General features: G+C 65.1%; 21 protein-coding genes. 10 read left to right on the plus strand and 11 right to left on the minus strand.

The genetic code is table 11. The features are described 5' to 3' along the window. Window positions 1-13 precede the first annotated feature (13 nt). The 6 genes from BLV45_RS17985 (at window position 14) to BLV45_RS18010 (ending at window position 5464) form a co-directional block, all read left to right on the plus strand. A complete protein-coding gene (locus tag BLV45_RS17985) occupies window positions 14-1864 on the plus strand; it encodes an ATPase, T2SS/T4P/T4SS family (protein ID WP_090535329.1) in 1851 nt (616 codons plus the stop codon). A gap of 10 nt (window positions 1865-1874) precedes the next feature. Next, window positions 1875-2723 carry a type II secretion system F family protein gene (locus BLV45_RS17990; RefSeq protein ID WP_090535330.1) on the plus strand — a complete coding sequence of 283 codons (849 nt, stop codon included), beginning with the start codon at window positions 1875-1877 and terminating at the stop codon, window positions 2721-2723. A 2-nt stretch (window positions 2724-2725) separates the two neighbouring features. After that, a complete protein-coding gene (locus BLV45_RS17995) occupies window positions 2726-3607 on the plus strand; it encodes a type II secretion system F family protein (RefSeq protein WP_090535331.1) in 882 nt (293 codons plus the stop codon). 32 nt (window positions 3608-3639) lie between these two features. Continuing rightward, window positions 3640-3954 carry a DUF192 domain-containing protein gene (locus BLV45_RS18000; RefSeq protein WP_245753405.1) on the plus strand — a complete coding sequence of 105 codons (315 nt, stop codon included), beginning with the start codon at window positions 3640-3642 and terminating at the stop codon, window positions 3952-3954. Window positions 3955-4001: 47 nt separating this feature from the next. Further along, a complete protein-coding gene (locus BLV45_RS18005; RefSeq protein ID WP_245753407.1) occupies window positions 4002-4772 on the plus strand; it encodes a TadE/TadG family type IV pilus assembly protein in 771 nt (256 codons plus the stop codon). Window positions 4773-4900: 128 nt separating this feature from the next. Then, window positions 4901-5464, plus strand: a complete 564-nt coding sequence (locus BLV45_RS18010) for a lytic transglycosylase domain-containing protein (protein WP_245753378.1) — start codon at window positions 4901-4903, stop codon at window positions 5462-5464. A 12-nt stretch (window positions 5465-5476) separates the two neighbouring features. Here the strand turns inward: BLV45_RS18010 and BLV45_RS18015 are convergent, their stop codons facing one another. The 7 genes from BLV45_RS18015 to BLV45_RS18045 all read right to left on the minus strand — a co-directional run bounded on the left by BLV45_RS18015 (window position 5477) and on the right by BLV45_RS18045 (window position 12138). Further along, window positions 5477-5833 (minus strand): Hpt domain-containing protein, encoded by a 357-nt coding sequence (locus tag BLV45_RS18015; RefSeq protein WP_090535333.1) that lies wholly within the window; start codon window positions 5831-5833, stop codon window positions 5477-5479. Between the two features lie 4 nt (window positions 5834-5837). Next, entirely contained in the window at window positions 5838-6467 is a 630-nt protein-coding gene (locus BLV45_RS18020) for a response regulator transcription factor (protein ID WP_090535334.1), read from the minus strand. A gap of 110 nt (window positions 6468-6577) precedes the next feature. Further along, complete coding sequence (locus BLV45_RS18025) at window positions 6578-7336, minus strand: hypothetical protein (protein ID WP_090535335.1); 759 nt, start codon at window positions 7334-7336, stop codon at window positions 6578-6580. A gap of 324 nt (window positions 7337-7660) precedes the next feature. After that, the gene (locus BLV45_RS18030) at window positions 7661-8497 is read right to left on the minus strand and encodes an ABC transporter permease (RefSeq protein ID WP_090535336.1); all 837 of its coding nucleotides are present in this window, start codon (window positions 8495-8497) and stop codon (window positions 7661-7663) included. A 19-nt stretch (window positions 8498-8516) separates the two neighbouring features. Then, window positions 8517-9788, minus strand: a complete 1272-nt coding sequence (locus BLV45_RS18035; protein ID WP_090535337.1) for an ABC transporter permease — start codon at window positions 9786-9788, stop codon at window positions 8517-8519. A 161-nt stretch (window positions 9789-9949) separates the two neighbouring features. Then, window positions 9950-10999 carry an ABC transporter substrate-binding protein gene (locus BLV45_RS18040; protein ID WP_090535338.1) on the minus strand — a complete coding sequence of 350 codons (1050 nt, stop codon included), beginning with the start codon at window positions 10997-10999 and terminating at the stop codon, window positions 9950-9952. A gap of 47 nt (window positions 11000-11046) precedes the next feature. Next, complete coding sequence (locus tag BLV45_RS18045; RefSeq protein WP_090535339.1) at window positions 11047-12138, minus strand: ABC transporter ATP-binding protein; 1092 nt, start codon at window positions 12136-12138, stop codon at window positions 11047-11049. Window positions 12139-12266: 128 nt separating this feature from the next. Here BLV45_RS18045 and pdxR point away from each other — a divergent pair, with 128 nt between their 5' ends. Then, complete coding sequence (pdxR, locus tag BLV45_RS18050) at window positions 12267-13835, plus strand: MocR-like pyridoxine biosynthesis transcription factor PdxR (RefSeq protein ID WP_090535340.1); 1569 nt, start codon at window positions 12267-12269, stop codon at window positions 13833-13835. Between the two features lie 58 nt (window positions 13836-13893). Here the strand turns inward: pdxR and BLV45_RS18055 are convergent, their stop codons facing one another. Continuing rightward, the gene (locus BLV45_RS18055) at window positions 13894-17685 is read right to left on the minus strand and encodes a DUF748 domain-containing protein (protein ID WP_090535341.1); all 3792 of its coding nucleotides are present in this window, start codon (window positions 17683-17685) and stop codon (window positions 13894-13896) included. Between the two features lie 231 nt (window positions 17686-17916). Next, a complete protein-coding gene (locus tag BLV45_RS18060) occupies window positions 17917-19338 on the minus strand; it encodes a DUF1254 domain-containing protein (RefSeq protein WP_090535342.1) in 1422 nt (473 codons plus the stop codon). Between the two features lie 249 nt (window positions 19339-19587). Here BLV45_RS18060 and BLV45_RS18065 point away from each other — a divergent pair, with 249 nt between their 5' ends. The 3 genes from BLV45_RS18065 (at window position 19588) to BLV45_RS18075 (ending at window position 25017) form a co-directional block, all read left to right on the plus strand. Continuing rightward, window positions 19588-20229, plus strand: a complete 642-nt coding sequence (locus tag BLV45_RS18065) for an FMN-binding negative transcriptional regulator (RefSeq protein WP_090535343.1) — start codon at window positions 19588-19590, stop codon at window positions 20227-20229. Window positions 20230-20454: 225 nt separating this feature from the next. Beyond that, the gene (locus BLV45_RS18070; RefSeq protein ID WP_090535344.1) at window positions 20455-22911 is read left to right on the plus strand and encodes a heavy metal translocating P-type ATPase; all 2457 of its coding nucleotides are present in this window, start codon (window positions 20455-20457) and stop codon (window positions 22909-22911) included. Between the two features lie 138 nt (window positions 22912-23049). Further along, window positions 23050-25017, plus strand: coding sequence for a methyl-accepting chemotaxis protein (locus BLV45_RS18075; protein ID WP_090535345.1), 1968 nt, complete (start codon window positions 23050-23052; stop codon window positions 25015-25017). 138 nt (window positions 25018-25155) lie between these two features. On the opposite strand, the gene BLV45_RS18080 is transcribed toward BLV45_RS18075, so the two are convergent. Both BLV45_RS18080 and BLV45_RS18085 read right to left on the minus strand, forming a co-directional pair. Next, complete coding sequence (locus BLV45_RS18080) at window positions 25156-25773, minus strand: flavin reductase family protein (RefSeq protein ID WP_090535346.1); 618 nt, start codon at window positions 25771-25773, stop codon at window positions 25156-25158. A gap of 35 nt (window positions 25774-25808) precedes the next feature. Next, window positions 25809-26684, minus strand: a complete 876-nt coding sequence (locus BLV45_RS18085) for a 3-hydroxyacyl-CoA dehydrogenase family protein (RefSeq protein WP_245753409.1) — start codon at window positions 26682-26684, stop codon at window positions 25809-25811. Between the last annotated feature and the right edge of the window lie 101 nt (window positions 26685-26785).

Below are 26785 nucleotides of genomic sequence, written 5' to 3' on the forward strand. Positions count from 1 at the left end.
GACGACGCATCTCATGATTCATCTTCACGTGCAGCCGCGTAACGCACCGGCACAAACTTTTCAGACCGACAGCGGCTGCTCGATCGGCAAGGACCCGGCGTGCGACATCGTCCTCAAGGGCATGCTCGTCGGCAAGCTGCACGCACGCGTGATCAGGGAACACAACGCGTGGTATATCGAGGACCAGGGTGGCATTCTCGCGACGCTCGTCAACGGATCACCCGTCACGCGCTACGGCCCGCTGCTGGATACCGACCAGATCGAAATCGGCACGACGGTGCTTCGAATCGTCACGGCACCCGCTGTATCGTCGGGCGGTCATGTTGCCGTGGCGCCTTCGCCGCTTGCCGCCGCTGCGTTCGAAGAAGCAACGCCACCGCCCTTCGTCGCGCGAACGGAAAACACGGCACCCGTACACGCTATTTACGCCACGCCGGCGGCGACGCCAGCGCATGCCGAACCGTCAACGCGCGTTACCGAACCGCCACGCGCATTCATTTCGCCAGCCAGACCGCAGGAACCTCCGCGCACCCAGTTTTCGCGCACGAAAAAATCCGCCGCACCGCCGCTCGAAGTCTCGCCGATCAACAGCCCGAACGGCATCGAACTGCGAAAGCGCGCGCATATGAAGGTCATCGCGACGCTCGATCTGCGCCGCCTGAACGTCTCGCGCATGGAAGAGGACGAACTGCGCCGCACGGTCAACGCCGCGCTCGACGACATCCTCAGTCACGATACCAGCCTGCGCTCGCCGGACATTCCGCTTGAGGTGCTGAAGAAAAGCGTGTTCGACGAAATCATCGGGCTCGGTCCGCTCGAGGCACTGCTTGCGGACGCAAGCGTTTCGGAAATCATGGTCAACTGCCATGACGAGGTATTCGTCGAGCAGCACGGGCGTCTCACGCGCTCGCCGGTCGTCTTCACCGACGATCGCGCGGTGATCGGCGCCATCGAACGGATCGTCGCGCCGATTGGCCGGCGTATCGACGAAAGCTCGCCGATGGTCGACGCGCGCCTGCCCGACGGCTCGCGCGTGAACGCGGTCATTCCGCCGCTTTCGCTGAAGGGCCCGAGCATCACGATCCGTAAATTCTCGAAGCGCAAGCTCGCCGGCGAGGACCTGATCGAGTACGGCTCGATGTCGCCGGACATGCTGGAGTTTCTGCGGACCGCGGTCGAGCAGCGCGCGAACATCGTGATTTCGGGCGGCACGGGTTCCGGCAAGACGACGCTGCTCAACGTGCTGTCGGGCTACATCCCCGACGACGAACGCATCGTCACCGTCGAAGACGCCGCCGAGCTGCAACTCTCGCAGCCGAATCTCGTGTCGCTCGAAGCACGGCCCGCGAACATGGAAGGCAAAGGCGCGATACCGATTCGCGATCTCGTTAAGAACTGCTTGCGCATGCGTCCCGACCGGATCGTGGTGGGCGAATGCCGTGGCGGCGAGGCGCTCGACATGCTGCAGGCGATGAACACGGGCCACGACGGCTCGCTCACCACGACGCACGCGAACGCGCCGCGCGACTGCATCGCGCGTCTCGAAGTGATGACCCTGATGGCGGGCCTCGACCTGCCTGTGCAGGCGATCCGCGAACAGATCTGCTCGGCCGTCGACATCATCGTCCAGCAAAGCCGCTTTTCGTGCGGCTCGCGGCGCGTCACGCACGTGACCGAGGTGAACGGCATGGAATCCGGCGTGATCCAGCTGCAGGACGTGTTCGTCTTCAAGGAAGAAGGTTTCGGCATCGATGGGCGCATCCAGGGCGAGTTCGTTCCGACCGCCTATATTCCCGACTTCTATCAGGACCTGATTCGCCGCCGCATCCCTGTGAACACCGACATTTTCACGCGCGCTGACTAGCTTTCCGATCATGACCCTCGCACTCATTCTCGCGCTCGTCTTCACCGGCATCCTGGGCGTGATCTGGCTGATCGCGCGCAGCGGTAAAACCGCGCTCGCCGCGCGCTCCCAGCACATGGCGGGCGAACTGGAACAGCAGCTGGCCGATGCGTTCGTGTTCGTGAACCGGCAGAAAGTCGCGACGTGGACCATGGTCGCCATGGTCGCGCTGCCTGTCGTCGCGTTTCTGCTAAGCGGCAACCTGCTGGTCGGCATCGTCACGTTGCCGCTTGCGCTGACGCTGCCGAAAAAGGTCATGGCACGCATGCGCGCAAAGCGCATCGTCGCGCTCGAAAAGCAGTTGCCCGATGCGCTCCTGATGCTGGCGGGCGCGTTGCGCGCCGGCGCGAGTTTTCCGATTGCACTCGAAAGTGTGGTGCATGAATCGACGCCGCCCATCTCCGAGGAATTCGACCTGCTGATGCGCGAAATCCGCCTTGGCATCGATCTCGACGTGGCGATGCACAACGTCGAAAAGCGCATCCCGATTCCCGACTTCATGATGGTGACGGCGGCCATCACGATCGCGCGCGAAGTGGGCGGCAATCTCGCGGAGGCGCTCGAATCGGTCGCGCGCACGCTGCGCGAAAAACTGCAGATGGAAGGCAAGATCCGCGCCCTGACTGCACAGGGGCGCATGCAGGGCATCGTCATGACGTGTCTGCCGCTGCTGCTGATGCTCGTGCTGCGCTTCATGGAGCCCACGGCGATGGCGCCGCTCTTTGGCGAGCCCGTCGGCTGGGCCACGCTCGGCGCGATCGCCGTGATGGAGTTTCTCGGCTACAAGTCCATTTCAGCCATCACCCGTATCGACGTCTAACCATGCTGCTCTTCATTGCATTTCTCGTCAGTTGCGGCGCGGTGATCTTTGCATTCCTCGCCTTTCGTTCTGTATCGGGTCTCACCCAGGTCGTACCCGACGAAGACCGTACATGGCTCGACCCGTTGCCCAGGCCGCTCCGGTTGTTGTGGCCCGTCGTCAATTTTGTCGACCATCACTTCGGCGCATTCTTTAGTGAACGGCACGTCGCAAGAATCGAAGCGCAACTGCGAATTTCATCGCTGCTGTTTCTGATGAGTGCGCGCCAGTTTCTTGCGTTGTCGCTGCTTTCCTCGGTGCTCGCCACGCTGGCCGCACTGCTGTTGATGCTGGCGCTGCACGCGTTTTCGGTCTGGGCGGTGGCGGGGATCGCGGTGCTCGCCTTTTTCTACCCACGCGTATGGATCAAGGACCTGCGCAAACGCCGCGTCTCGCAGATCCTGCGACATCTGCCGATCTATCTCGACTTCCTGACCCTCGCCGTCGAAGCGGGCCTGAATGTGAGTGGTGCGATCCAGAAGGCCGTCGAGAAAGGTCCCGACGGCCCGCTGCGCCGCGAATTCGAACATGTGCTGCGCGATCTCAAGTCCGGGCTGAGCCGTACCGAGGCGCTGCGGCGTTTCGAAGACCGGCAGCGCATCAAGGAAGTGTCGAACCTCGTCGGCGCCATCGTGCAGGCCGAGCGCATGGGTTCCGGTCTTGCGAAGACATTGCGCTTCCAGTCTGAACAGCGCCGCTCCGAGCGTTTTCAGCGCGCCGAAAAGCAGGCAATGGAAGCGCCCGTGAAGCTGATATTTCCGCTGCTCTTCTTCATTTTCCCCGTCACGTTCATCGTACTTGGATTTCCGATCGTCATGAAGTTCGTCCAGGCAGGCATGTTGTGAAGAAGGCTCGACTGACGAGAGACGGTGTGGACATGGGCATCCGCGTGTCGACTGCGGACACCGCGGTGGAACGCATGCGCGGCCTGCTGGGTCGCGACGACCTCGCGAGCGACGAAGCGTTGCTGCTGCGTCCGTGCCGCTCGATACACACGTTCGGCATGCGCTTTGCAATCGACGTGCTGTTTCTCGACCGCCACGGCCGGCTTGTGGCGCTCCATGCCGACACGCCGGCGCGGCGCCTGCTTTTTAATTTCCGCGCGACGCAGACGCTCGAAATGCCAGCGGGCACCGTGCGCAGGCAATCGATCAAGACCGGCGACGTGTTTGCTTTCGAGGCGATCCCTTGACCCAGCTTTCCTTCTCGCGGCGTACACGCGCGATTCACGTGCGCCTGATGCGCCGGCAGCGCGGCCAGTCGATGACCGAGTTTCTCGTCATCGCGCCATTGCTGCTGTTTTTCTGCCTCGCGACCGTGCAGTTCGTCCTGCTGTATCAGGCAAAATCCACGCTCGATGTCGCGACGCTCGAAGCCGCCCGTGAAGGCGCCGTCACGCACGGTTCGATGACGGCGATGCAGGATGGCCTCGCGCGCGGCCTCGCGCCGCTGTACGCGCGCCACGCCAGCGCCGACGGCGCGCGGGCTGCGCTCCTGAACGCGCAAACCGATGTGATGACGGCAAGCCACATCACGATCGTCAGCCCGACTGCGGACATGGTTAGCGATTTCGCGCCGGCGGGCTCATTTGCCACGCAGGGCACGGCCGTCGCGGAAATTCCGAACGACACGCTGATCTATCGCAATACCGTGACCGGGCCGCGCTCGGGCGTGAACATTCAGGACGCCAACCTGCTGAAGATCCGCGTTCACTATTGCTACGACATGTACATACCGCTCGTGAACAAGGTCCTGTATTACGCTGTGAACGTGATCGGCAACGTCGGCCCAGATGGCATTCTGCCGCGCGAACCGGCGGATGCCGGCGAAGACCCGTACGGCGATCCGCAACAGCCGGACACGTGGTGCAGGACAAAACTCGCGGACGGTATCGCGACGGGGAAATGGCCGCTCGCGCTGGAATCCGAGGCGCTCGTGCGGATGCAGTCCAGCTATCGCCCCTCCGCTGCAAACGATGCAGCCGTGACGCGCAGCGCGCCCCGACGATGAAAACGTCGCCGTCGACGTGCAACACCCGCATGCGTCGTGCTCGTAGTGGATTAGTCGCACTCGCGTGCGTCGTGTTCGTTGCGGGCGCAACCGGCATGCCGTGTTCCGCGCAGGCTTCGGGAGTGGTCATGATCGTAGGCGGCTTGGGCCACGACGATGGCCGTGCTCCAGCGGGAGGCCCGCTGGCCGTTGTCGTCGAGCCCGCGAACCGGAAGTTGCCCGCCATCGCGACGCGGGATGCACGCATCATGGCGCTCGCGCCACTGATCGACGAAGCGGCTTACACCACCGGCATTGATCCTGCATTGCTGATGGCGGTGATCGATGTCGAATCCGGCGGCAACGCGCAGGCGGTTTCGCCGAAAGGTGCGAGCGGATTGATGCAGCTGATGCCTTCGACCGCTGCGCGACACGGCGCGCTGAACGTCTTCGATCCGAAGCAGAACATTGCCGCTGGCGCGCGCTATCTGTCCCGGCTATTACAGCAGTTCCACGATCTACCGCTGGCGCTGGCAGCGTACAACGCGGGTGAAGCTGCCGTGCGGAAATACGGCGACCAGATTCCACCCTTCGCGGAAACGCTTGCTTATGTACCGCGTGTCATCGATCGATACCAGCGATACCGGAGCGTCGATGAACGACAAGGCCGCTTTTTGCTGGTGCGGCGTGACGGCGTCCAGCAGGGCAATTGATGCGACAGGTTTTCAGTCTCGCGGGCCATCCGCACTGTGCAGATTCGCAAGCCACGTATCGAGTCTTTCGACATCAGCTTCCACGCTCGCAATGAGCGCGGCTGCACGCGTCGCATCGCCCGCGGCGGCGGCGGATTCCATCTGCGCCGTCTGCCCGACGAGTCTCCTGAAACCGATCAGCCGTGCGGAACCGTTGATCCGGTGTGCGGCGCTTGCCGCCTCGCTCCACGAACCGGCATGCAACGCTTCGCGCAACGTCGCGAGCGTCGTGCGATTCGTGTCGGTCAGAATGCGAATGAACTCGCGGGCAACCGCGACGTCGCCCGCGGCCAGTTCATGGACTTTCCTTGCGAGCGCGTGTTGATCCATGTCGTCACGCAATGCGGCAACGCCGCGCGAAATCGACCAGATCGACGAGCGTCCGGACGCCGGCTTTCTTCATGATGCGAACCTTGTGGCTGCTGACTGTCTTGTTGCTGATGAACAGCACCTCGCCGATGGTCTTGTTCGACAGACCTCGCGCGAGCATCCGCAGGATCGCGAGTTCCTTGTCGGATAGCAGCGCAAGGCGTTCTTCATCGGTCATCGTCTGGGCGTCTGTCCGCGCGCTGGCGTGACGCAGCGCGGGGAATGCGGTGTAGCCTCCGAGCACCGATTCGATATGACGTCCAATGCCGTTCAGGTCCAGCGACTTGCTGACGAAGCCGCGTGCGCCGGCGCGCATCACGCGCGGCGCGAACGTCTCGGGATCTCCACCGGACAGCACGAGCACACGAATCCCCGGGCGAATGTGCTGCAACCTCGACACGACATCGAGACCGCTGATGCGCGGAATGTCGAGATCGAGCACGACGAGATCGGGGGCGTGTCGTCGGACCATGTCGATGGCGTCCTGTCCGTTGTCCGCTTCGATCACGTCGGCGACACCGAGAAGTTGCATCGCATGAGTCTTGATCACGAACCGGAACGCAGGATGATCGTCGACGATCAGGATAGTAGCCAACCGTAATTCCCTCGATGAGCGCGGTGTAATCCAGCGCCGGTACAGCAAGCATGAAGTCCGGACTGCATCCGCTTGAAAAAAGCCGCGCGATGGTACAACAGCGGGTTCATTTATCCTCCTGAAAAACCTGACCTGCTCTGTGTGCGGCGCGCGGCAACCGGAGCGGCCGGGCGTTTGACAGATTCAGCATCGGCAACGTCTGACGCCTGCGTCGCCCGCGTGCTGCTGTGTTGTGTCGAGCACGCGAGCGTCGTCCCAGCCGATGCGCGCAACAGGTTCTGCGCAGTCGCCACGCGCGCCTCGGCCTTGCCGAAACTGCGGCGCCATGCGTCATGACCCGCCTGCATCAACCCGACTTCCGCACACGCGAGCGGCGCGGCAGCATCCGGGCACGACGCAAACGCCGGATCGTGCCGCACGACGTCGACGATCGCCCACAAATCCGGACGCACCGTGACGACCGTTCGCATCACGGGCCGCGTGGCCGGCATCGCGGTGCCCCGCTCCATGCTCACGGACAGGACGGCTGCGACGCCGATCGCTTCTTCGACAAAGCCCCATTGATCGCCTGCTTCCAGCGCGTCACGGCCAGCGTCGATCCAGCATTGCGCCTTCGCGTGAAAGTAGTCGTCGCCGGGGATGCTGTCGAGCTTGTGCTGCACGCTGGCGAGCGCCGCACGACGATTCGTGACTGGCGCGTATGTGTCGATCCACTGACGGTCGGGCGCACCCGCGGCGGCGTCCTGTGTCGCGCCGAAGCCGGTTAGCGTGACGGCGGAATCCTGAATGCCGAGTCGCGCACGCGCAGCCGGATCGGCGCATCCAGCAAGCAGCCATGCGCACGCAAGCACCGTACACGGGAGTTTCATGACGAACCGCAATGAGGGAGATGTTTGAAGTAGAACCGCAGGAGAATAGACGGGAAGGTCCGCGCAAGGATGCGGAATTTTCCGCACCCGTCGGCGGATGATTCCGCAAATGACATTCGCCGGAAGCGAAACAGGCAGGGGGTGTCGCGAGTTTGAAGCGCCAGTTCAGATCAGCGCGTCAAATCCGCGATTTCAGATCCGGTCCCGCGCGGCCGATCGTCGGAATGCAGCATACGAACGAACGTTGCGCCCGGACGGGCGCTCGTGGCCGCGCCACATTGCACGACGACACGCGCCGCCTGACGTGAGACGACGCGTTCCGCGTCAGGCGATGGCGCGCGCCGCGTTGCGGCCGCGCAGCCATTCGAGCGTGAGCAGCAGACAGGTCGAGAAAACGATGAGGATCGTCGCGAGCGCGGCGATCGTCGGGCTGATGTTTTCGCGGATGCCGGTGAACATCTGGCGCGGCAGCGTGGTCTGGTCCGCGCCGGCAAGGAACAGCGTGACGACCACTTCATCGAACGATGTCGCGAACGCGAACAGCGCGCCCGAGATCACGCCCGGCGCGATGACGGGCAACGTGATGCGAAAGAACGTCTTCACCGGGTTCGCGCCGAGCGACAGGCTCGCGCGCACGAGGTTGTAGTTGAAGCCCTGCAACGTCGCGACCACCGTCGTCACGACGAACGGCACGCCGAGCGACGCGTGCGCCATGATCAGCCCGATATACGTGTTGGCGAGCCCGAGCGGCGCGAAGAACAGGTACATGCCGACACCGACCACCACGACCGGCACGATCATCGGCGAAATCAGGATCGCCATCAGCAGCGCCTTGCCGCGGAAGTTGGCCTTCGTCAAGCCAATCGCGGCGACGGTGCCGAGGACCGTCGCGAGAACCGTCGCCGAAGGCGCGACGATAAAGCTGTTTTTCGCGGCCATGCGCCATTCGTCGGATGCGATCAGGTTCTGGTACCAGCGCAGCGACCAGCCCGGAATCGGATACACGAGGAACGTGCTCGACGAGAACGACAGCGGCACGATGGCCAGCACGGGCAGGATCAGATACAGCAGCGTCAGCACGGCAAGGCCGCGCAACGTGAAGTACCACATGCGCTCGACCAGCGACGTATGGGGTGCAAAGAGCGGTTTCGCGAGTTTCATCATGAGTTTCCGTCCACGCTCAACCGAGGCTCAACGAGGAACGCGTGAGGCGTCCATAGATCACGTACAGCACGAGCGTCGCGGCGAGCAGCAGGCCGCCGAGCGCACACGCCATGCCCCAGTTGATCGTCACGTTCGTGAAGTACGCAACGTAGTAGCTGACCATCTGGTCGTTCGGGCCGCCGAGCAGCGCGGGGGTGATGTAGTAGCCGATCGCGAGAATGAACACGAGCAGCGCGCCCGCGCCGATGCCCGGATACGTCTGCGGCACGTACACGCGCCAGAACGCGGCGAACGGATGACTGCCGAGCGAAATCGCCGCGCGCTGGTACGTCGGCGGAATTGACTTCATCACGCTGTAAAGCGGCAGGATCATGAACGGCAGCAGGATGTGCGTCATCGAAATGTAGACGCCCGTGCGGTTGAACAGCAGCGCGAGCGGCGCATGGATCAGGCCGGTGCCGAGCAGCGCCTTGTTCATGAGCCCCTCGCTTTGCAGGATCACGATCCATGCGGCCACGCGCACGAGGATCGAGGTCCAGAACGGGATCAGCACGAGGATCATCACGAGATTCGCGCGACGCTCGGAAAGCGTGGAAATCCAGTACGCCAGCGGATAGCCGAGCAGCAACGTGAAGACCGTCACAATCGCGCCGATCACGAACGTGCGGTTGAACACGGCAAGGTAGATCCGCTGGTCAGGATCGGTCTGCTCGATGTGACCGAACGCATCCTGTTTGTGGTCGAGCGAGGCCAGCACGTAAAACGGCGAATACTGGCTGCCATTTTTGGCGATCGCCTGCCAGTACGCGACATCGTTCCAGCGTCCGTCGATCTCGACGAGCTTTGCGTGAACCTGGGCGGGCGCGAGCGCGTGGCCGGCGTCGTCGTTGAGCGGCATCGCGCGCGCGGTCTTCGCGACCATCGAGCGGTAGCCGGGAATCTCCGTGTTCAGACGGCGCGCGAGCGCACCCATCGATTCGCCGTCGGCGATCACGGTGAGGTCGGTGGCGAGCGCGGCGTATGCGGCGTCCGGCGGCACCGACTTGCGATCCCAGTCATGCAGTGCGCTCACGGTGTGCGGCAGTGCGTTCGCGATTTCCGGGTTCTGTACCGCGCGTGTCAACAGCGCGCCAATCGGCACGACGAAGATCAGCAGCAGAAAAATGGCCAGCGGCGCGATCAGCAGCAACGCCATCGCGCGCTTTTTCGCTTCCGCGGCTCTCAGCTCGCGCTTCAGTCTGTTCGACGATTCGGGCGTGGAATCGGCGGCGATCGTCATGGTGGTCACACCTGTCTCCATGCAAGATTTTGCTGCTCTACCTGCATCGTCGGAACGCGCGTCATGCTGCTTCACACAACGTCACGACCGCACGATCCAACTTTCGATTTGGCTCCGCTTCGCACAGCGAAGCGGAGCCATCGCGGTTTTGCCGCACTGCAACTACCCGCTTACCTCGCGGCCCACGAAGCGAAGCGTTGCTCCAGTTCGTCACCGTGGTCGGTCCAGAAACCCGCATCCTGCAACACGGCGTTCTTGCCGTTAGCCGGCGAGTTCGGCAGGTTCGCGAGCGTCTTCGCGTCGAGTGCCTTGATCGCGGCGTCGTTCACCGGGCCGTACGCGATGTGCTTCGCGTATTCCTGCTGCGGCTTCGACGACACCGTGTACGCGATGTACTTCTCGGCCAGATCCTTGTTCGGCGAGCCCTTCGGAATCGCCCAGTAGTCGAGGTCATAGATGCTGCCGTTCCACACGACCTTCAGGTTCTTGCCCTCGCGCTGCGCGGCGTCGATCCGGCCGTTGTAGGCCGTCGTCATCACCACGTCGCCAGCGACGAGAAACTGCGGCGGCTGTGCGCCCGCTTCCCACCACTGGATGTTCGGCTTCAGCTCGTCGAGCTTCTTGAACGCGCGGTCCTGGCCCGCCTTCGTGCCGAGCACCTTGTAGACGTCCTTCGGCGCGACGCCGTCAGCCATCAGCGCGAATTCGAGGTTGTAGCGCGCGCCCTTGCGCATGCCGCGCTTGCCCGGAAACTTCTGCACGTTCCAGAAATCCGCCCAGCTTGCCGGGGCCGTCTTCAGCTTGTCGGCGTTGTACGCCATCGCCGTCGACCACACGAAAAAGCCCACACCGCACGTTTGCGGCGATTCCGGCACGAGGTCCGACTTCTTCGCGATCTTCGACCAGTCGAGCTTTTCGTACATGCCCTCGTCGCAGGCACGGCCGAGGTCGCCCGATTCCACCTCGACGACGTCCCAGTTCACGTGCTTCGCTTCGACCATCGCCTTCACCTTGGCCTGCTCGCCGTTGTACTCGACGGCCGTGACCTTCGTGCCGGTGGACGCTTCGAACGGCGCGTTGAACGCGACTTTCTGCGCGTCGCCATTCGCGCCGCCGAAGTTGACGACCGTCAGCTCAGCCGCCATGACCTGCGCGGAACCGAGTGCCAGTGCAAACGCACCGGCGGCGACAGCACAGCGTGATTTCCCGAACTTCAACATGATGTGTCCTCTCTCTTTCTGGTGGTCTGTCAGGGTTGTTGTCGTACTCAGGCGAACACGCGCAGATGCTCCGGCGCGAATTCAAGTGCGACCGGTACACCGGGCGCGAACGTGTCGAGCATTTCAGTGCCGAGCGGCACCTTGACGAAACACTCGTCCTGTTGAGGCAACCCGCAGCGCATGCGCACGTGGTCGCCAAAATAGATGAGGCCGCGCGCTTCGCCCGCGAGCGCGTTCGAACCGTTGCGCCCGGCGCCGCCCGCGAGCTTCATGCGTTCGGGGCGAATGCACGCAATGGCCGGCGTGCCCGCTTTCGCGCCGCCGATATTGCGGCCCTTGAGACGCGTGCCGTCGGCGAGATGGAAATCGCAGAACTCGCCGTCGACGTTCGCGATCGTGCCGCGCAACTTGTTCGAATCGCCGATGAAGTTCGCGACGAACTCGTTGCACGGCGATTCATACAGACGGTCGACGGTGTCGAGCTGCTGCACGATGCCCTTGTCGAACACCGCGACGCGATCGGACATCGTCAGCGCCTCGCCCTGATCGTGCGTCACATAGACGAACGTCACGCCGAGCTTTTCGTGCAGCGACTTGAGTTCGTATTGCATGTGTTCGCGCAGCTGCTTGTCGAGCGCGCCGAGCGGCTCGTCCATCAGCACGAGCTTCGGTTCGAACACGAGCGCGCGGGCCAGCGCGATACGCTGCTGCTGGCCGCCCGACAGCTGTGCCGGATAGCGCTTCGCGAAGCTCTCCATGCGGACCATCTTCAGTGCGTTGTCGACCTTGTGTGCGCGTTCTTCGGCGGAGAGCCTGCGCACCGTCAGCGGATACGCGACGTTCTGTTCGACCGTCAGATGCGGGAACAGCGCGTAGTTCTGAAACACCATGCCGATGTTGCGCTTGTGCGGCGGCACGGTGTTGAGCAGCGTGCCGTCGAGCCAGATCTCGCCGCCGGTCGGAAATTCGAAACCGGCAAGCATCATCAGGCAGGTTGTCTTGCCGGAACCGGACGGCCCGAGCAGCGTCAGGAATTCGCCCTGGTAAATGTCGAGATCGAGCTGTTTGACGACGAGCGTCTCACCGTCGTACGTCTTGCGCACGCCTCGAAAGCTGACGATCACTTCTTCGGTTGTCATCGTCTATGTCTCCTTCTCCATCCACGCTGGTTCCCTCGAAAGGGGCCATCGCATTTAATCGCGTGGTCCACTATAGCCCGTTCCGGTTCTACAATATGGAACCATTTCATTATTCCGGATAGAACCACTTGGACACCGTCATTCTGTCGGACTGGCTTGCCGCGCGGCTCGACCGGGCGGCTGCCGAACCCGTCTACCGGCAGGTGCTGCGGCTGATGCAGCAGGCCATCCTGACCGCCCAGCTTCCGCCCGGCGCCAAGCTGCCGAGCTCGCGCACGCTCGCGGGCGACCTCGGTATCGCGCGCAACACGGTGCTGCACGTGTACGACCAGCTGACCGCCGAAGGCTACGTCATCTCGACGACCGGAAGTGGCACCTATGTCGCCGATACGCGGCCCGACAGCGCCGCGGTCAGCGCGCGGCGCCCCGCGCCAGCGGTTGCCGGTGCGATCGGCGCAATCGGCGCCACGGCCACTTCAGACGCAGGCGAAGCCGCCGCATCGCGCACGGCATCCGGGCAGCGCGACCTTTCTTCGCGCGGCAGCCGGCTGATCGACAAGGCGGGCGTGTCGCTCAAGCAATGGGGCGCGTTCATGCCGGGCGTGCCGGACGTCGCCGAGTTTCCGGCGCGCACGTGGAGCCGCCTGCAGGCGCGTCTGTGGAAGGAGGCGAACCCGGACCTGCTGACGTATGCGCCGGGCGGCGGCTACCGTCCGCTGCGCCGCGCGCTGTCGGACTATCTGCGGGTTGCGCGTTCAGTCAACTGTACGCCCGACCAGATCATCATCACTACGGGTATTCACCAGTCGATCGACCTCGCGGTGCGCCTGCTGACGGACGTCGGCGATCGCGCGTGGGTCGAGGAGCCGTGTTACTGGGGGGCGCGCAGCGTGCTGGAGTCGTCGGGGCTCAAGCTCTCGCCGGTGCCCGTCGACGACGAAGGCCTGAACCCGCGCGAACAGGATTTGCAGAATCCGCCGCGCCTTGCGCTCGTCACGCCGTCGCACCAGTATCCGCTCGGGATGGTGATGAGCCTCGCGCGCCGCCGCACGCTGCTCGAATACGCGCGGCAGCACGGCGTGTGGATCATCGAGGACGACTACGACAGCGAGTTCCGCTACGGCAGCCGGCCGCTCGCGTCGCTTCAGGGGCTCGACGAAGCGGGCCAGGTGATCTACGTCGGCAGTCTCGGCAAAATGCTGTTTCCGGGCCTGCGAATCGGCTACATGATCGCGCCGGAGCATCTCGTCGACACGTTCCGCAAGGGTGTCGCGGAGCTGTATCGCGAGGGACAGCTGATGCAGCAGGCGGTGTTGACCGAGTTCATCATGGACGGCCACCTGACCTCGCACGTGCGGCGCATGCGTGCGCTCTACGGCGAGCGGCGGCAGATCCTGATCGACGCGATCACCACGCATTTCGGCGACACGCTGCCCGTCATGGGCGACGAAGCGGGCCTGCACCTCGTGCTCGGCCTGCCGGACCACGCGAACGACCGCGAAGTGGTCGCGGCCGCGTACGACGCCGGCGTGATCGTGCGTCCGCTCACGTCGTACTACAGCGGCGAAGGCGCGGTGCGACGCGGGTTGCTGCTCGGTTACGCATGCGTGCCGAACGCAAGGATCGGCCCGGCGTTCGCCACGCTCGCGCGCATCATCGAGCAGACGGCGTTACGCAAGCCCACGCGCGCCGCCTGATTCCGGCGCGCGCCGACGCTGGCGGACAGGCCGCGCAAAGAGCGTCTTCTATCAGCGTCTATTTGAGGCCGAAATCGACCCGCGACGCCGTGCCCTTGTCCTTGATGCCGTCGGCGGTCAGCTTCGGCGCGACGATGAAGACCCGGCTGCTGTCCACCTTGCCGTCGAAGTACTGCTGCACGGTCTGCGCGCGCCGCTGCGCGAGATCGCGCAGGGCGGCGTCGTCGATGGGCGCATGTTCGGCGATCGCGCTCTTCATCTCGTCGTCGGGCATCGACTTCGTCAGGCCGATGAAGTTGCGCGGCTTCTTGAAGTCCGCGTCCTTGTACGCTTTGGTCAGATACTTGTCGTACTCTTTCGGGTCGACCGTGATCGACGACGTATCCACGCTCTCGCCGTTACCCACCGTGTCCTTGATCTTCTGCGCCTTCACCAGCCGGTCGACGTACCGCGTGCGCAAGGCGGGCACGTCCGTCGCGGGATCGACGCGGCCGGTCAGGTCGATGCGAATCGAGGGTTTGTCCTCGAGCGCCTTCGTGATCGTGTCGAGCTTCGCGGTGGACGCGTCCGTGAGTTTCGCCGAGCCCGGATCGAATTCGACGTAACCCAGCTCCTCGCCATTCCCGCCGAACGCGTTCGCAAGCAGCGAGAACGGCGCGGTCACGGCCTTCTCGACCAGGTTCACGATCGCGCTCCAGATCAGGCTGCCGATGCTGAACTCCGGATTCGCCAGCGAGCCGGACACCGGAATGTTCACGTCGATCTCGCCGCGCCGGTTTTTCAACAGCGAGATCGCGAGGCGCACGGGCAGCTTCGTCGCGGTGTCGTTGTCGACGTGGTCGCCAAACGTGAGCTGATCGATAAACAGATGGTTGTTCGCGCTCAGCTGGTCGTTGTCGAGCTTGTAGTGCAGATCGACATTGAGTTTGCCCTTCGTGATCGGATAGCCGGCGTACTTCGCCGAATACGGCGTGAGGTTCGTCAGTTCGATGTCGTGCGCGCTCGCGGTCAGATCGAGCGCGGGCTTGGCGATCAGCGGATTGACCGTGCCACGAATCGAAAGCGGTCCGTTCGCCGCGAGCTTCGCGGCGACGTCGACGGGCGCGGCCGTGGTCGACTGCGTGCCGAACGCGCCGATCGTCCCCTGTATCGCGACGAGATTCGCCGTGAAGTTCGGCTTGATGAAGTTGTCGGTGTACGTCACGCGGCCGTTTTGCAGCACGAGCTGGCCGAAGCGCAATTTCACCGGGCTCGTGGGCGCGGTGGCCGCGGTAACGGTCGCGGTCGTCGAAGCGGGTGCGGGCGCCGAAGCGATCGCGACCTCGGACGCCGGTTGCGGCGTCAGCGGAATCGGCTCCTTGCCGCCCTTGTCGTTCTTGTCGCGTGTCAGCGATTTCGCGGCGCCCGACTGCTGCGCGACCACGTCTCTCAGGTTCAGCCTGCCTTGCGCATCGAGCAGCACGCGGCCGTAGAAGCCGTTGAACGTCACCTTGCCGGCGTCGACGTCGGTGCCGTGCGCGTCGTAGTTCGCCTTCAGTTTCGTGAGCGCGAGCGAGCGCCAGCCGGCGAACGGATCGGACGTCGCCTTGTCGAGCATGCGCACGTCGACGAGCGCCACGTCGCCCTTGTATGACGCGCTCAGCGCTTTGTCCGCCTTGCCCGACTGGCTCAACGCCAGGTCGCCCGATGCGTTCAGCAGCGCGCTCGCAATCGTCGCGTTCAGCTTGTTGCCGAAATACGGTTCGAAGGCGGCGGCGTCGAGCCGGTCGGCATTCACTTTCAACGCGAGCTTGAGCGGCGTCGCGGTGACGTCGCCATTCACGCCGAGCGTGCCCTTGCGGTTCAATGTCGCCTGCAGGTCGACGGGCAGCGGTTTGGAGAGGTCGTCGCTGATCTGCCGCACTTTCAGCTGCAACGGCGCGACGTTGAGCTTGACGGGGTGTTCGGTCGAGTTGTCGGTGAAACTGGCCGTGCTGTCCTTCAGGTTCAGTTCGCCGATCTGGTAATGCCAGGCCGGCCCCTGTTCCTGCACCTTCTGAACCTTGCGCACGGCCGTCTGTTCCGCGAGCGTTTCGTGCGGACCGGCGAGCGCGGCGAGGTCGATGCTGCCGTCCTTCAGGCGCTGCGCCGTGATGTTCAGGCCGGTCAGGTCGACGCCCGTGATATCGGCCGTGCGCCTGGACACGTCGACAGCCTTCACCAGCACGCGCCCCTGCGCGAGCGCGACAACCGGCTCCTTCGCGCCATGCGCCGCGAGCTTCAGCGACTGCAGGTCCAGTTCGGATTCGCCGACCTGCACGGCCGCCGGCGATTTCTCCCAGTTCGCGCCGACGTTCGCGTTCAGGCTGAGCGCGCCGTCGACGACCTGCGCGGCCGTCACGCCATCGATATAAGGCTGGAGAAGCGGCAGATGCGCCGACTTGAGATCGATCTTCGAATCGGCGGTTTTCGCGGCAAGGCCGAACGTGCCGGCCGCGCTCAGCGAACCGCCATCGACGAACGTCGTGTCGAACGTGTATTTCGCGGGCGGCTTGCCGAGCGTCGTGAAATCCGCAAGTGAAACGTGGATGCCCTTGAACCCCAGCGTGACAGGTCTGGACACGGCCTGATCCTGGAACTGCACCTCGCCGTCGTTCAGCGCGAACGTCCTGATCGACAGATCGAGCGGCGGCGCGGCCTTTTCCTTGTCCTGCGCGGACGTGGACGCGGTTGCCGAACCCGACGCAGCGGACGCAGCGGCGGCGGCGGCGGCCGCCTCTTTTTCCGCCGATGCCTGGGCGGGCGCCGCCGTGAACATCTTCTGCACGCTCAACATGCCAGATTTATCGCGCGACAGATGCACGTTCGGCCCGTCGAGCCGGATGTCGTCGAAGCGGAACACGCTTTTGAGCGGCTCCAGCGAGGCCGCGGCGACATGCAGCGCGCGCGCCGCGAAGAACGGCGCCCTGTTTTCATCGACGACGTCGACATCGGTGAGATCGGCGGTGCCGGTGATGCTCAACGTGGGCGCATCGTTGGACATCACGAAATGCAGTTTCAGGTCGGTCGACAGCTTGCCGGCCTGCACGATCACCGGCAGCTTCGCCGGTACGTAGGACAGCATGCGCGGCACGTCGAGCCCGTCGAGGCGCAGCGCCACTTCCGATTCGCGCGACGCCGCGAACGGCTTGGTGCGGCCGTCGATGGCGAGCGGACTGCCGTCGATGCGCGCGCGCAGCATCGGCTCGACGAAGATGTTGGTCTTCGACGGCAACGTCGCGATAAACGGAATGCCGATCGACAGGCGGTCGACCAGATGCTGCACGCCGAGCAGTTTGTCGTCGAACTCGATGCGGCCGTTCTCGATGCGGATATTCGAAATCGAGAAGAGCGTCGGCTTGCTGTTGGGCTTTGCCGGCTGCTTCGCGAATTTCTCGATCAGATCGGTGAAGTTGAACCGTTGCGCATCGTAGCGAACGATATGAAAGCGCGGCGAATCGACCTGTACTTCGTCGACGACCGGCGCGCCGCGAAAGATCGACGACCACGACGGCTGCAGGATCAGCCGCTCGATATCGATGAAGTTTCCCGCGCCGCCCCGCTCGCCGATATGCACGCGATCGGCTTCGAAATTGAGCGTATATGGATTGAGCGCGATGCGGCCGATGGTCGACGGCCGGTCGAGCTGTTTGCTCAGTTGCTGCTCGGCGATGTGCCGGATCAGCGGCGGCGCGGCAAAAAAGCCGGCCAGACCGAACAGCACCAGAAAGATCAGCAGGCCGATGACGACCCGCCGGGTGCGGCGGCCGTTCGCGACGTCGCGCACGGCCTGCAGGGAAGAAGCGAGGGATGCTTTGTTGAGGCTTGCCATGCTCGGTCGCAGGTGATGCGGCGGTGGCCCACCGCGATAACGAAAATCAGACTGCGGAAAGTATATGTCCTCGATCCGATGTGCGGAACAAACCTCGCGAAACGCTTGACGCCCGCACGCGGCCTGTTGACACGATGCATTCAATACGCATCAGGTGCGGCCGGGCTGGATTCCGGCCGACATCGTCATTGCGATCACCGCGATCGCCACCATCGCCGCCGGCAGGCGCGCTTATTGACGCACGACTTCCGGCGGCTGCCAGGAACCGTCGGCGGCCTGCGGCTTTGGCGCATACAGGCGCATCACGAGCTGAAAATCGCCGCGCGGCGCCGGCAACCAGTTCGCGGCCCTCACGCGGACAGCCGAAACCGTCACGTCCAGCGAGCCGTCGCGGTTGCGCTTCACGCCGTTGCGATCGCCGACCGACACGCGCGGCGGCTTCGTGTCACCGAGCGCGCCGTCCGCCGTGTAGGCCGTGACCGACCAGAAGCCGCGCACCGGCGGCACCTGGTTCGGCGCGAAGTGGATCACGTAACGGTTCGCGCCGTTCAGCGCCTGACCGTCGCTGTCCTGCGCGACGGTGGCGCGGATTTCGTCGTCCTTCGTGCCGATGCCCGGCTGCGTGTACGCCACGTAGGCGCGCAACGTGTAATCCGGCCCGTAGTTGCCGACGCCGTCGCCGAACCAGCGCCAGCCGTTGGCGCTCAGCACGTTTGTCGGCGCGCTCGCCACGCGATCGCGTCCATCCGCGAGACCGGCGGCAATGGCGGCGCTGTCGCGGGTGGGCAACTGGACCGGCGCGCCCGGCGTCACGCCAAGATCGGCGAGCATTTTCAGCGCGTGCGGATCGTCGGGCGCGGGCGGATTGTCCGCCAGCGCCTGCGCGAGCCGGCCGAAAAAGCCCGCGGCATCGAACGCGGCGACCTTCGCGGGCGAACCGCTCGCCACGCTCGTCTCGGACGGCATCGTGCGCGTCACGACGGTGGCCGCGCGCGTGTCGCCGTTAAAGACGCTGAGCGGCGCCACGCGGATGCCGCGCTGAAGCTTGCGCACCGCCGTGATGTCGCGCGAGCCGTTCGTCTGGATGCGCGCGGTGAACCATACGTAACGCGTCGAAACCTCGACGCGTTTCACGCCCGCCGGCAGATCGCCCTGCCAGCCCTTCTGCACGAACGCGATGGTCTGCTTCCTGATGCCTGCCACGCGGGCGCTGGCCGGCGCGCTTGACAAGGCAGTCGACCAGACCACGTTCGTCCACATGTCGAGCGCGCGGGCGTCGAGATAGCGGCCATGCGAATCGGGTAACACGACAATGATGGGTTCTTCGCTGACGTCGAGCCAGCCGCTCGAATCGAGCGTATCGAGACTCGGCGTGGTCGGACGGCCCGCGCCGACCGGTGGCAAGGCCTGCGCGTGGCGCAGCGTGTTGACGGGCGCCTGGCCCGGGTCGGTGCCCGTGGCCGCCTCGCGCGCGACGTCCATCAGCACGAGCGGATAGCCGAACACGTAGGAATCCGCGACTTCGTCCTTGATCCAGCCGGTGGCTTTCGGCGAGGACACCGGCGTCGCAGCGCAACCGGCGAGGAACGCAAGGCCTGCAAGCGACGCGCAGGTCCAATGAAAAGAAAACAGCTCTCGTCGATTTTTTATCATTCGTGGGTCTTGCGGAACAGGCGGTCCATTGGGTGCCGACGATCATGCGACCCTGTTCACAGACACCCCCCGGGTCACCTGTGAAGCCGCGCGAATCTGATCCCGACAACGGGTTGTATCGTATCCTTGACAGCCAGGCAAGCGCAAAGGCAAACGGTGACGCGTTCTATATACGCCAGGCCGGTTTTCGCGCCCCGTCTGGCGCCTTTCGCTCATTCAAAAAACATCACTATCCGCCCGGAGCGTTGCATGTATATCCCCGTCCATTTCGAAGAAAACCGCCCCGAGGTGCTGCATGGCCTGATCGAACGGCATCCGCTGGGCGCGCTTGTCACAAACGGTCCGGACGGGCTCGATGCCAATCACGTGCCGTTCGAGTTCGATCCCGCGCGCGGGCCGCTCGGGACGTTGCGGGCGCACGTGGCGCGCGCGAATCCGGTGTGGAGCGAAGTGGCCGGCAACCCCGACGCACTGGTGATCTTCCAGGGTGCGACGGCGTACATCTCGCCCTCGTGGTATCCGAGCAAGCACGAGACGCACCGCCAGGTGCCGACGTGGAACTACATGGTGGTGCATGCGCACGGCCGGATCGTCGTCCACGACGACGAAGCCTTCGTGCGCGGCCTCGTTGCCAGGCTCACGCGCAAGATGGAAGCCAGCGAGACGAAGCCGTGGAAAATGGGCGACGCGCCGCCGGATTTCATCGCGCAGATGGTCGGTGCGATTGTCGGCATCGAAATCGAGGTCGCGAAGCTCACCGGCAAGTGGAAACTGGGCCAGAACAAGGAATCCGCCGACCGTGTGGGCGCCGCCGATGCGCTGCGCGCGCATGGCAGCGACGCGCAGCGGGATGTGGCCGACTCGATGCTGAACGCGCCGCCGGCGATTTGATCTGATCGGGCCGGGCCAGGCCAGGCCGGGCGAGCGCCGGTACCGGTGCCGTTGCCGGCGTGGGTTCCCGGCAAGCGCCCAACCGGCACACGGGCGCTTCGCAGCGGACTTCGCGCCTGTGTGGCAGGATAGGCGCAATCCGTCCTTGACCTTCCCATCATGGGAATGTCGATACTGGGTTGATCGGGCAGCACCCTTGCGCCCATCGAATCCGGACTCAACCCCATGACTGATCTTTCCACTCCAGCGCGCATCGCGCCTGCCAGCATCGAACTCGACATCGGCGGGATGACGTGCGCATCCTGCGCGAACCGCGTCGAGAAGGCGCTCGCGAAGGTGCCGGGCGTCAATCGTGCATCCGTCAATCTGGCGACCGAAAAAGCCACCATCGAAGCCGCGCCGGCCGTAGCGGCCGAAGCGCTCGTCGCCGCGGTGACCAAAGCGGGCTACGAGGCGACGCCGGTCGCGCACGAAGTCGCCGAACTCGCGATTGGCGGCATGACGTGCGCTTCGTGTTCGGCGCGCGTCGAGAAGGCGCTCGCGAAGGTGCCAGGCGTTGCCGGCGTGTCGGTCAACCTGGCAACCGAAAAGGCGACCGTTTCACTGCGCGAAGCCGTGAGTACGGACCAACTGGTCGCGGCCGTCAAAAAGGCGGGCTACGAAGCGACACCGGTTATCGAAGAAACCACTGCACTCGATGAAGCCGCTGGTTCCGGTTCAGCCGGGCGCAGCCGCGATGCGACGCGTCGCGAGCTTTACGCCGTGCTGCTTTCCGCGTTGCTGACGTTGCCGCTCATCGCGCCGATGGTCGGCGAATGGTTCGGCGCGCACGCGATGCTGCCCGCCACGCTGCAGCTGGTGCTCGCGAGCGTCGTGCAGTTTGTGTTCGGCGCCCGTTTCTACCGCGCCGCGTACCGGGCGGTGCGCGCCGGCGCCGGCAACATGGACCTGCTGGTGGCGCTCGGCACGTCGGCGGCCTGGGGGATCAGCGTCTATCAGTTGATGACGAACAGCGGCGACGCCGCGCACCTGTATTTCGAGGCGTCGGCCGTGGTGATCACGCTGGTCCGCTTCGGCAAGTGGCTCGAAGCCCGCGCCAAGCGTCAGACCACCGACGCCATCCGCGCGCTGAACGCGCTGCGCCCCGATCGGGCGCGGGTGCGCGTCGGCGCTGAAGAGCGCGAAGTGCCGCTCGCGCAGGTGCGGGTCGGCACCCTCGTCATCGTGCGGCCGGGCGAGCGCGTGCCGGTCGACGGCACGGTACACGAAGGCCGCACGCATATCGACGAATCGCTGATTACCGGCGAAAGCCTGCCCGTCGCGAAGCAACCGGACGACGCCGTCACCGCCGGTTCGATCAACGGCGAAGGCGTGATCGCCGTCATGACGGGCGCGATCGGGGCGGAAACCACGCTCGCCCGGATCATCCGCCTCGTCGAATCGGCGCAGGCGGAGAAGGCGCCGATCCAGCGGCTCGTCGATCGCGTGAGCGCGATCTTCGTGCCGGTGATCCTCGTGATCGGCGTGCTCACGGCGGGCGGCTGGCTGCTCGCGGGCGCGGGCTTCGAAACGGCGATCCTGAACGCCGTCGCCGTGCTGGTGATCGCGTGCCCGTGCGCGCTCGGGCTCGCGACGCCCGCCGCGATCATGGCCGGCACCGGCGTCGCCGCACGCCACGGCGTGCTGATCAAGGACGCCGAAGCACTCGAAACGGCGCATCGCGTGAACATCGTCGCGTTCGACAAGACCGGCACGTTGACCGTCGGCCAGCCCTCGGTGAACGCATTCGAAGCGATCGACCTCCCGCACGACGAGGCGCTGGCGCTCGCCGCCGCCGTGCAGCGCCACAGCGACCATCCGCTCGCGCGGGCCGTCATGAACGCATACGGACAACGGCCAGCCGGCGCGCGGGAAGTCGCGTCCAGCGGCGCCCGCGCCGTGCCGGGCCACGGCGTCGAAGCGGAAGTGGACGGTCGCAGGCTTGCGATCGGCAGCGCCCGCTGGCTCGCGGAACTCGTCATCGCCGTGCCGGACGCGTTCACGCAGCGCGCGCGGCAACTCGAAGCCGAAGGCAACACGGTGTCCTGGCTGATGAGCGTCGACGCGCCCGCCACGGCGCTCGCCCTGATTGCATTCGGCGACACGGTGAAGCCCACTGCGAAGGAAGCCATCGCGCGCCTCAGGCAAATGGGTATCCGCAGCGTGCTCGTGACGGGCGACAACCGCGGCAGCGCGGCCGCCGTCGCCGCCGCGCTCGGCATCGACGAATTTCATGCCGAGGTCCTGCCGGACGACAAGGCCCGCGTGATCCGCGATCTCAAGATCCGCACGGCCGGCATCGTCGCGATGGCCGGCGACGGCATCAACGACGCGCCCGCGCTCGCCGCCGCCGACATCGGCATCGCGATGGCGACAGGCACCGACGTCGCGATGCAGGCGGCCGGCATCACGCTGATGCGCGGCGACCCGGCGCTGGTGGCCGCCGCGATCGATATTTCGCGCCGCACGTGGCGCAAGATCCAGCAAAACCTGTTCTGGGCGTTCTTCTACAACCTGATCGGCATTCCGCTCGCCGCGTTCGGCCTGCTCAATCCGATGCTGGCGGGCGCGGCGATGGCGTTCTCGAGTGTCAGCGTGGTGACAAACGCGCTGTTACTGCGCACCTGGCGCAGTAACAACTGAAGAAACCGCCACCAGGCACGTTGATTGTTACGGGGAATTAAAGAATTCCGGTCGATGGCCGATAAGCGGGAATAGCTGTAATGCCGTTGCGCGTGCCGCGCAGCCAACGGCATCCTGTCCCCCTAACGCCAATCATCCATGGAAATTCTCTCTCTTCGTCGCGCGAGCGTCGGCGCCAGGCTTGCCATGCTCTCGTGTGTGCTCGTGGCGCTCATTTTCGCGGCGTTCACGTGGGCCCTCACCCGTTCGGCCGGCAATCAGATCAGCGAACAGGTGGTCGCCCGCATCGGCGAAAAAGACCGTTCGGTCGCCTCGATGATCGCGCTCTTCGACAGCAGCCTCAACGCCGAGGTCGGCCGCTCGATGAACCTCTTCGCCAGTTTCCTGCCCGCCAGCTATTCGGTCGACGAATCCCAGAAGGTGGACATCAACGGCGTCGCCACGCCGACCATGAAAGCCGGCGACAAGCCGCTCAACCTCGACTTTTCGATTCCCGACCAGTTTCTGGAGCGCAGCGGCGCGATCGCGTCCGTGTTCGCGCGCACCGGCGACGACTTCGTGCGCGTCACGACGTCGCTGAAAAAGCAGGACGGCTCGCGCGCCATCGGCACGCTGCTCGACCGCAAGGGCCCGGCGTACGCGCTGGTGCTGGCCGGCAAGACGTACACCGGTCTTGCCCCGCTTTTTGGCAAACGTTACATCACGCAGTACCGGCCCGTCACCGACGCGAGCGGCCGCGTGATCGGCGCGCTTTTCGTCGGCGTCGACGTGGAGCCGCAGATCAAGTCGATTGAAGACGGCATCCGTGCGCTGAAGATCGGCGACAGCGGCTACTACTTTGTCCTGAACACGTCGAGCGGACCGGATCACGGCAAGTTCGTCGTCCATCCGGCCGCCGCCGGCCACGCCGCCGACGACGCCAACGCGCCGTACAAACAGATGCTCGACGCGAAGGAAGGCCAGCTCGCGTACACGTCGGCGGATACGACGCTCGGCGAAACGCATGCGCGCGAGAAGTACGTTTCGTTCATCAGCGTGCCGGAATGGCAATGGCTGGTGGGCGGCGTCGCGCCGCGCGACGAGGTGATGGCGGAAGTCGCCGCCACCCGCAACCGCTTCCTCGTGATTGGCTTCGTGCTGGTCGCGGCGTTCGCGGCGATCTTCCTGTTCGCCGTGCGCCGGATGGTCAGCCGCCCGCTCGACGAGGCGGCGAAAGCATCGGAGCGGCTCGCTTCGGGCGACCTGAGCGTGCGCGTCGCGAACGGCCGCGCGGACGAAATCGGCCGCCTGCTGACGGCCATCGACGGCATCGGCGAAGGACTCGCGCGCATCGTCACGCAGGTGCGCGGCGCGTCGTCGAACATGACGCGCGGCACGGCGGAAATCGCCACCGGCAGCGGCGACATCGCGGCGCGTATCGCGACGCAGGCGAGCAGTCTCGAGGAAACCGCGGCGAGCATGGAACAGATCACCTCGACCGTGCAGCAGAACGCCGCGCACGCGGCGCAGGCGAACACGCTCGTCACGAGCGCCTCGGACGCGGCGCTCGACGGCGGCCGCGCGGTGCAGCGCGTTGTCGCGACGATGGGCGACATCAGCCGCTCGTCGCAGAAAATCGCCGACATCACGACGGTCATCGAGGGCATCGCGTTCCAGACCAACATCCTCGCGCTCAACGCGGCGGTCGAAGCGGCGCGCGCGGGCGAACACGGCAAGGGCTTCGCGGTGGTCGCCTCCGAGGTGCGCGCGCTCGCGCAGCGCAGCGCGGCGGCGGTCAAGGAAATCGAGGCGCTGATCGGCGAATCGACGGCGCGCGTCGAGTCCGGCTACAGGATCGCGGAAGAAGCCAGCACGACGATGAACGGCATCGTCGACCAGGTGGAACGCGTGCGCGCGATCATGAGCGAGATCAGCGTCGCTTCGAGCGAGCAGTCGGGCGGCATCGAGCAGGTGAACCTCGCCGTCACGCAGATCGGCGAGGCGACGCAGCAGAACGCGACGATCGTCGGCGTGGCCGAACACGCCGCCGCCGACCTGCGCGATCAGGCGGAACGGCTCGCGCAGGTGGTGAGCGTGTTCAAGCTGGAGACATCCGCGCGGCGATGACGGGCGACGGCCCGCGCGAGTGCGCGCGGACGGCTGATGCTGGATGCTGGCCTGTGCTGACCGCGCGCGGCTGGGTTCACCGGAACGGCGAACACACGCACGCGCGAACAGTGCGAACTATCCGCGCAGACAGCCTCGCTACGCCGTCGGCCGGAACATCTGGAACATCTCGCCGATCTGCGCGTAATCGGCGCGATAACCGGCGCGCATGATGGGCTGCGCGGCGTGCGTGTCGAACAGGCCGTCCTTCAGGAACGCCTTCTGGATATGCACGCCGACCACCTGACCGAGCGCCAGATAGTTGTCCATCGGCGTGCCGTCGAGCGCATGCAGCCGGACGATCTGCAACAGCCTGCATTCGAGCGCGGCCGGCGCCTGCGCGACATGCGGCACGCCGATGTTGCGCCCCGCCGCGGGCGTGAGTCCGGACAGTTCGAACTCGTCGACTTCCGGCCCCACCGGCGCGGACGACTGGTTCATCTGCTCCGCGAGGGGCCGCGTCGCGAGATTCCACGCGAATTCGCCGGTCGCCTCGATGTTGCGGATGCTGTCCTTGTAGCCCTCGCTGCTGAAGCCGATGATCGACGGAAACGTCGCGAATGCACCGAAGAAACTGTACGGCGCGAGGTTCAGGCGGCCTTCGGGCGAACGCGTCGAGATCCAGCCGATCAGGCGCGGCGCGACGATCGCCTTGAATGGATCGTGCCGCAGGCCGTGGCCTTCGGCGGGGTCGTAGAAATGGACGTCGGGGTTCATGGTCGGCTGCCTTCGGGGTTTGGGTTCACTGGGGTTCAACCGCGGCAGATCACGCGCCTGCGCCCTTCCTTCACCTGCGCCACGTGCGCGTCGTCCCAGTCGTAAAACCCGGCGCCGCTTCGCACGCCGACGCGCCCCGCGCTCACCTGCGCGCGCAGCAGGTCGATGACGTCTTCGTCTTTCGCGAGTTCCGGCATCAGGTGCGAAGCGATGTCGACGAACGTATCGAGGCCGCCCATGTCCGCGCTTTCGAACGGACCGACGATGCCCCAGCGGCGCCCAAGCGACGCCTTCATCACACGGTCGACCTCTTCCGGCGTGGCCGCGCCCGAGCGCACGATATTGAGCGCCTCGCGCAGCACGGCGAACTGCAGCCGGTTGCCGACAAAGCCCGGAATCGCCTTCGCCAGCTGCACCGGCTCCATGCCGATCGCCGACATCAGCTCGACGGTCTTCGCCGTCACTTCCGGCGTGGTTTCGCTGCCGGGCACCACTTCGACGAGCGGGATCATATGCGGCGGATTCCAGAAGTGCGCGATCACGAATCGCTCCCTGGCGCGCAACGGAGCGGTCAGCGCATCCGGCGGAAAACCGCTCGTGTTGCTGGCAAGAATGGCGTCGGGGGCGAGCAGCGGATCGAGCGCTTCGTACAGACGATGCTTGAGCGCCAGCACCTCGGGAATCGCTTCGATGATGAACCGCGCCGAAGCCATGACATCGAGCGAACCGTGCGTTTCGATGCGGGCGAGCGCCGCCGTTTTAGCCGCGCGGTCGATGCGGTCGGCGTCGATCAGTTCGTCGAGCACGGCTTCGGCCTTGGGCGCGACGCTCGCGAGACGCGCCGCGTCGACGTCATGGACGATCGTCCGGTATCCGTGCAACGCGGACTGCGTCGCGATCCCGACGCCCATCAAACCCGTTCCGACTACACCCACCACTGCCTTGTCATTGTTCAAGCCGTTCTCCTGCGCCATCGATGAAAGCGTTCAAGCATAGCGCAGTGTGCTTTTTC

The sequence above is a fragment of the Paraburkholderia sartisoli genome (genome assembly GCF_900107685.1).
GTDB classification, from domain to species: Bacteria; Pseudomonadota; Gammaproteobacteria; order Burkholderiales; family Burkholderiaceae; genus Paraburkholderia; species Paraburkholderia sartisoli.

Bases quoted from the DNA above. Each gene is read 5' to 3' on its own strand.
- BLV45_RS17985 (WP_090535329.1), top strand. From the start codon at position 14: ATGATTCATCTTCACGTGCAGCCGCGTAACGCACCGGCACAAACTTTT.
- BLV45_RS18065 (WP_090535343.1), top strand. From the start codon at position 19,588: ATGTATATCCCCGTCCATTTCGAAGAAAACCGCCCCGAGGTGCTGCAT.
- BLV45_RS18045 (WP_090535339.1), bottom strand. From the start codon at position 12,138: ATGACAACCGAAGAAGTGATCGTCAGCTTTCGAGGCGTGCGCAAGACG.
- BLV45_RS18070 (WP_090535344.1), top strand. From the start codon at position 20,455: ATGACTGATCTTTCCACTCCAGCGCGCATCGCGCCTGCCAGCATCGAA.
- BLV45_RS18030 (WP_090535336.1), bottom strand. From the start codon at position 8,497: ATGAAACTCGCGAAACCGCTCTTTGCACCCCATACGTCGCTGGTCGAG.
- BLV45_RS18085 (WP_245753409.1), bottom strand. From the start codon at position 26,684: ATGGGCGTCGGGATCGCGACGCAGTCCGCGTTGCACGGATACCGGACG.
- BLV45_RS18055 (WP_090535341.1), bottom strand. From the start codon at position 17,685: ATGGCAAGCCTCAACAAAGCATCCCTCGCTTCTTCCCTGCAGGCCGTG.
- BLV45_RS18080 (WP_090535346.1), bottom strand. From the start codon at position 25,773: ATGAACCCCGACGTCCATTTCTACGACCCCGCCGAAGGCCACGGCCTG.
- BLV45_RS18000 (WP_245753405.1), top strand. From the start codon at position 3,640: ATGGGCATCCGCGTGTCGACTGCGGACACCGCGGTGGAACGCATGCGC.
- BLV45_RS18075 (WP_090535345.1), top strand. From the start codon at position 23,050: ATGGAAATTCTCTCTCTTCGTCGCGCGAGCGTCGGCGCCAGGCTTGCC.
- BLV45_RS17990 (WP_090535330.1), top strand. From the start codon at position 1,875: ATGACCCTCGCACTCATTCTCGCGCTCGTCTTCACCGGCATCCTGGGC.
- BLV45_RS18005 (WP_245753407.1), top strand. From the start codon at position 4,002: ATGCGCCGGCAGCGCGGCCAGTCGATGACCGAGTTTCTCGTCATCGCG.
- BLV45_RS18010 (WP_245753378.1), top strand. From the start codon at position 4,901: ATGATCGTAGGCGGCTTGGGCCACGACGATGGCCGTGCTCCAGCGGGA.
- BLV45_RS18040 (WP_090535338.1), bottom strand. From the start codon at position 10,999: ATGTTGAAGTTCGGGAAATCACGCTGTGCTGTCGCCGCCGGTGCGTTT.
- BLV45_RS18060 (WP_090535342.1), bottom strand. From the start codon at position 19,338: ATGATAAAAAATCGACGAGAGCTGTTTTCTTTTCATTGGACCTGCGCG.
- BLV45_RS18025 (WP_090535335.1), bottom strand. From the start codon at position 7,336: ATGAAACTCCCGTGTACGGTGCTTGCGTGCGCATGGCTGCTTGCTGGA.
- BLV45_RS17995 (WP_090535331.1), top strand. From the start codon at position 2,726: ATGCTGCTCTTCATTGCATTTCTCGTCAGTTGCGGCGCGGTGATCTTT.
- BLV45_RS18015 (WP_090535333.1), bottom strand. From the start codon at position 5,833: ATGGATCAACACGCGCTCGCAAGGAAAGTCCATGAACTGGCCGCGGGC.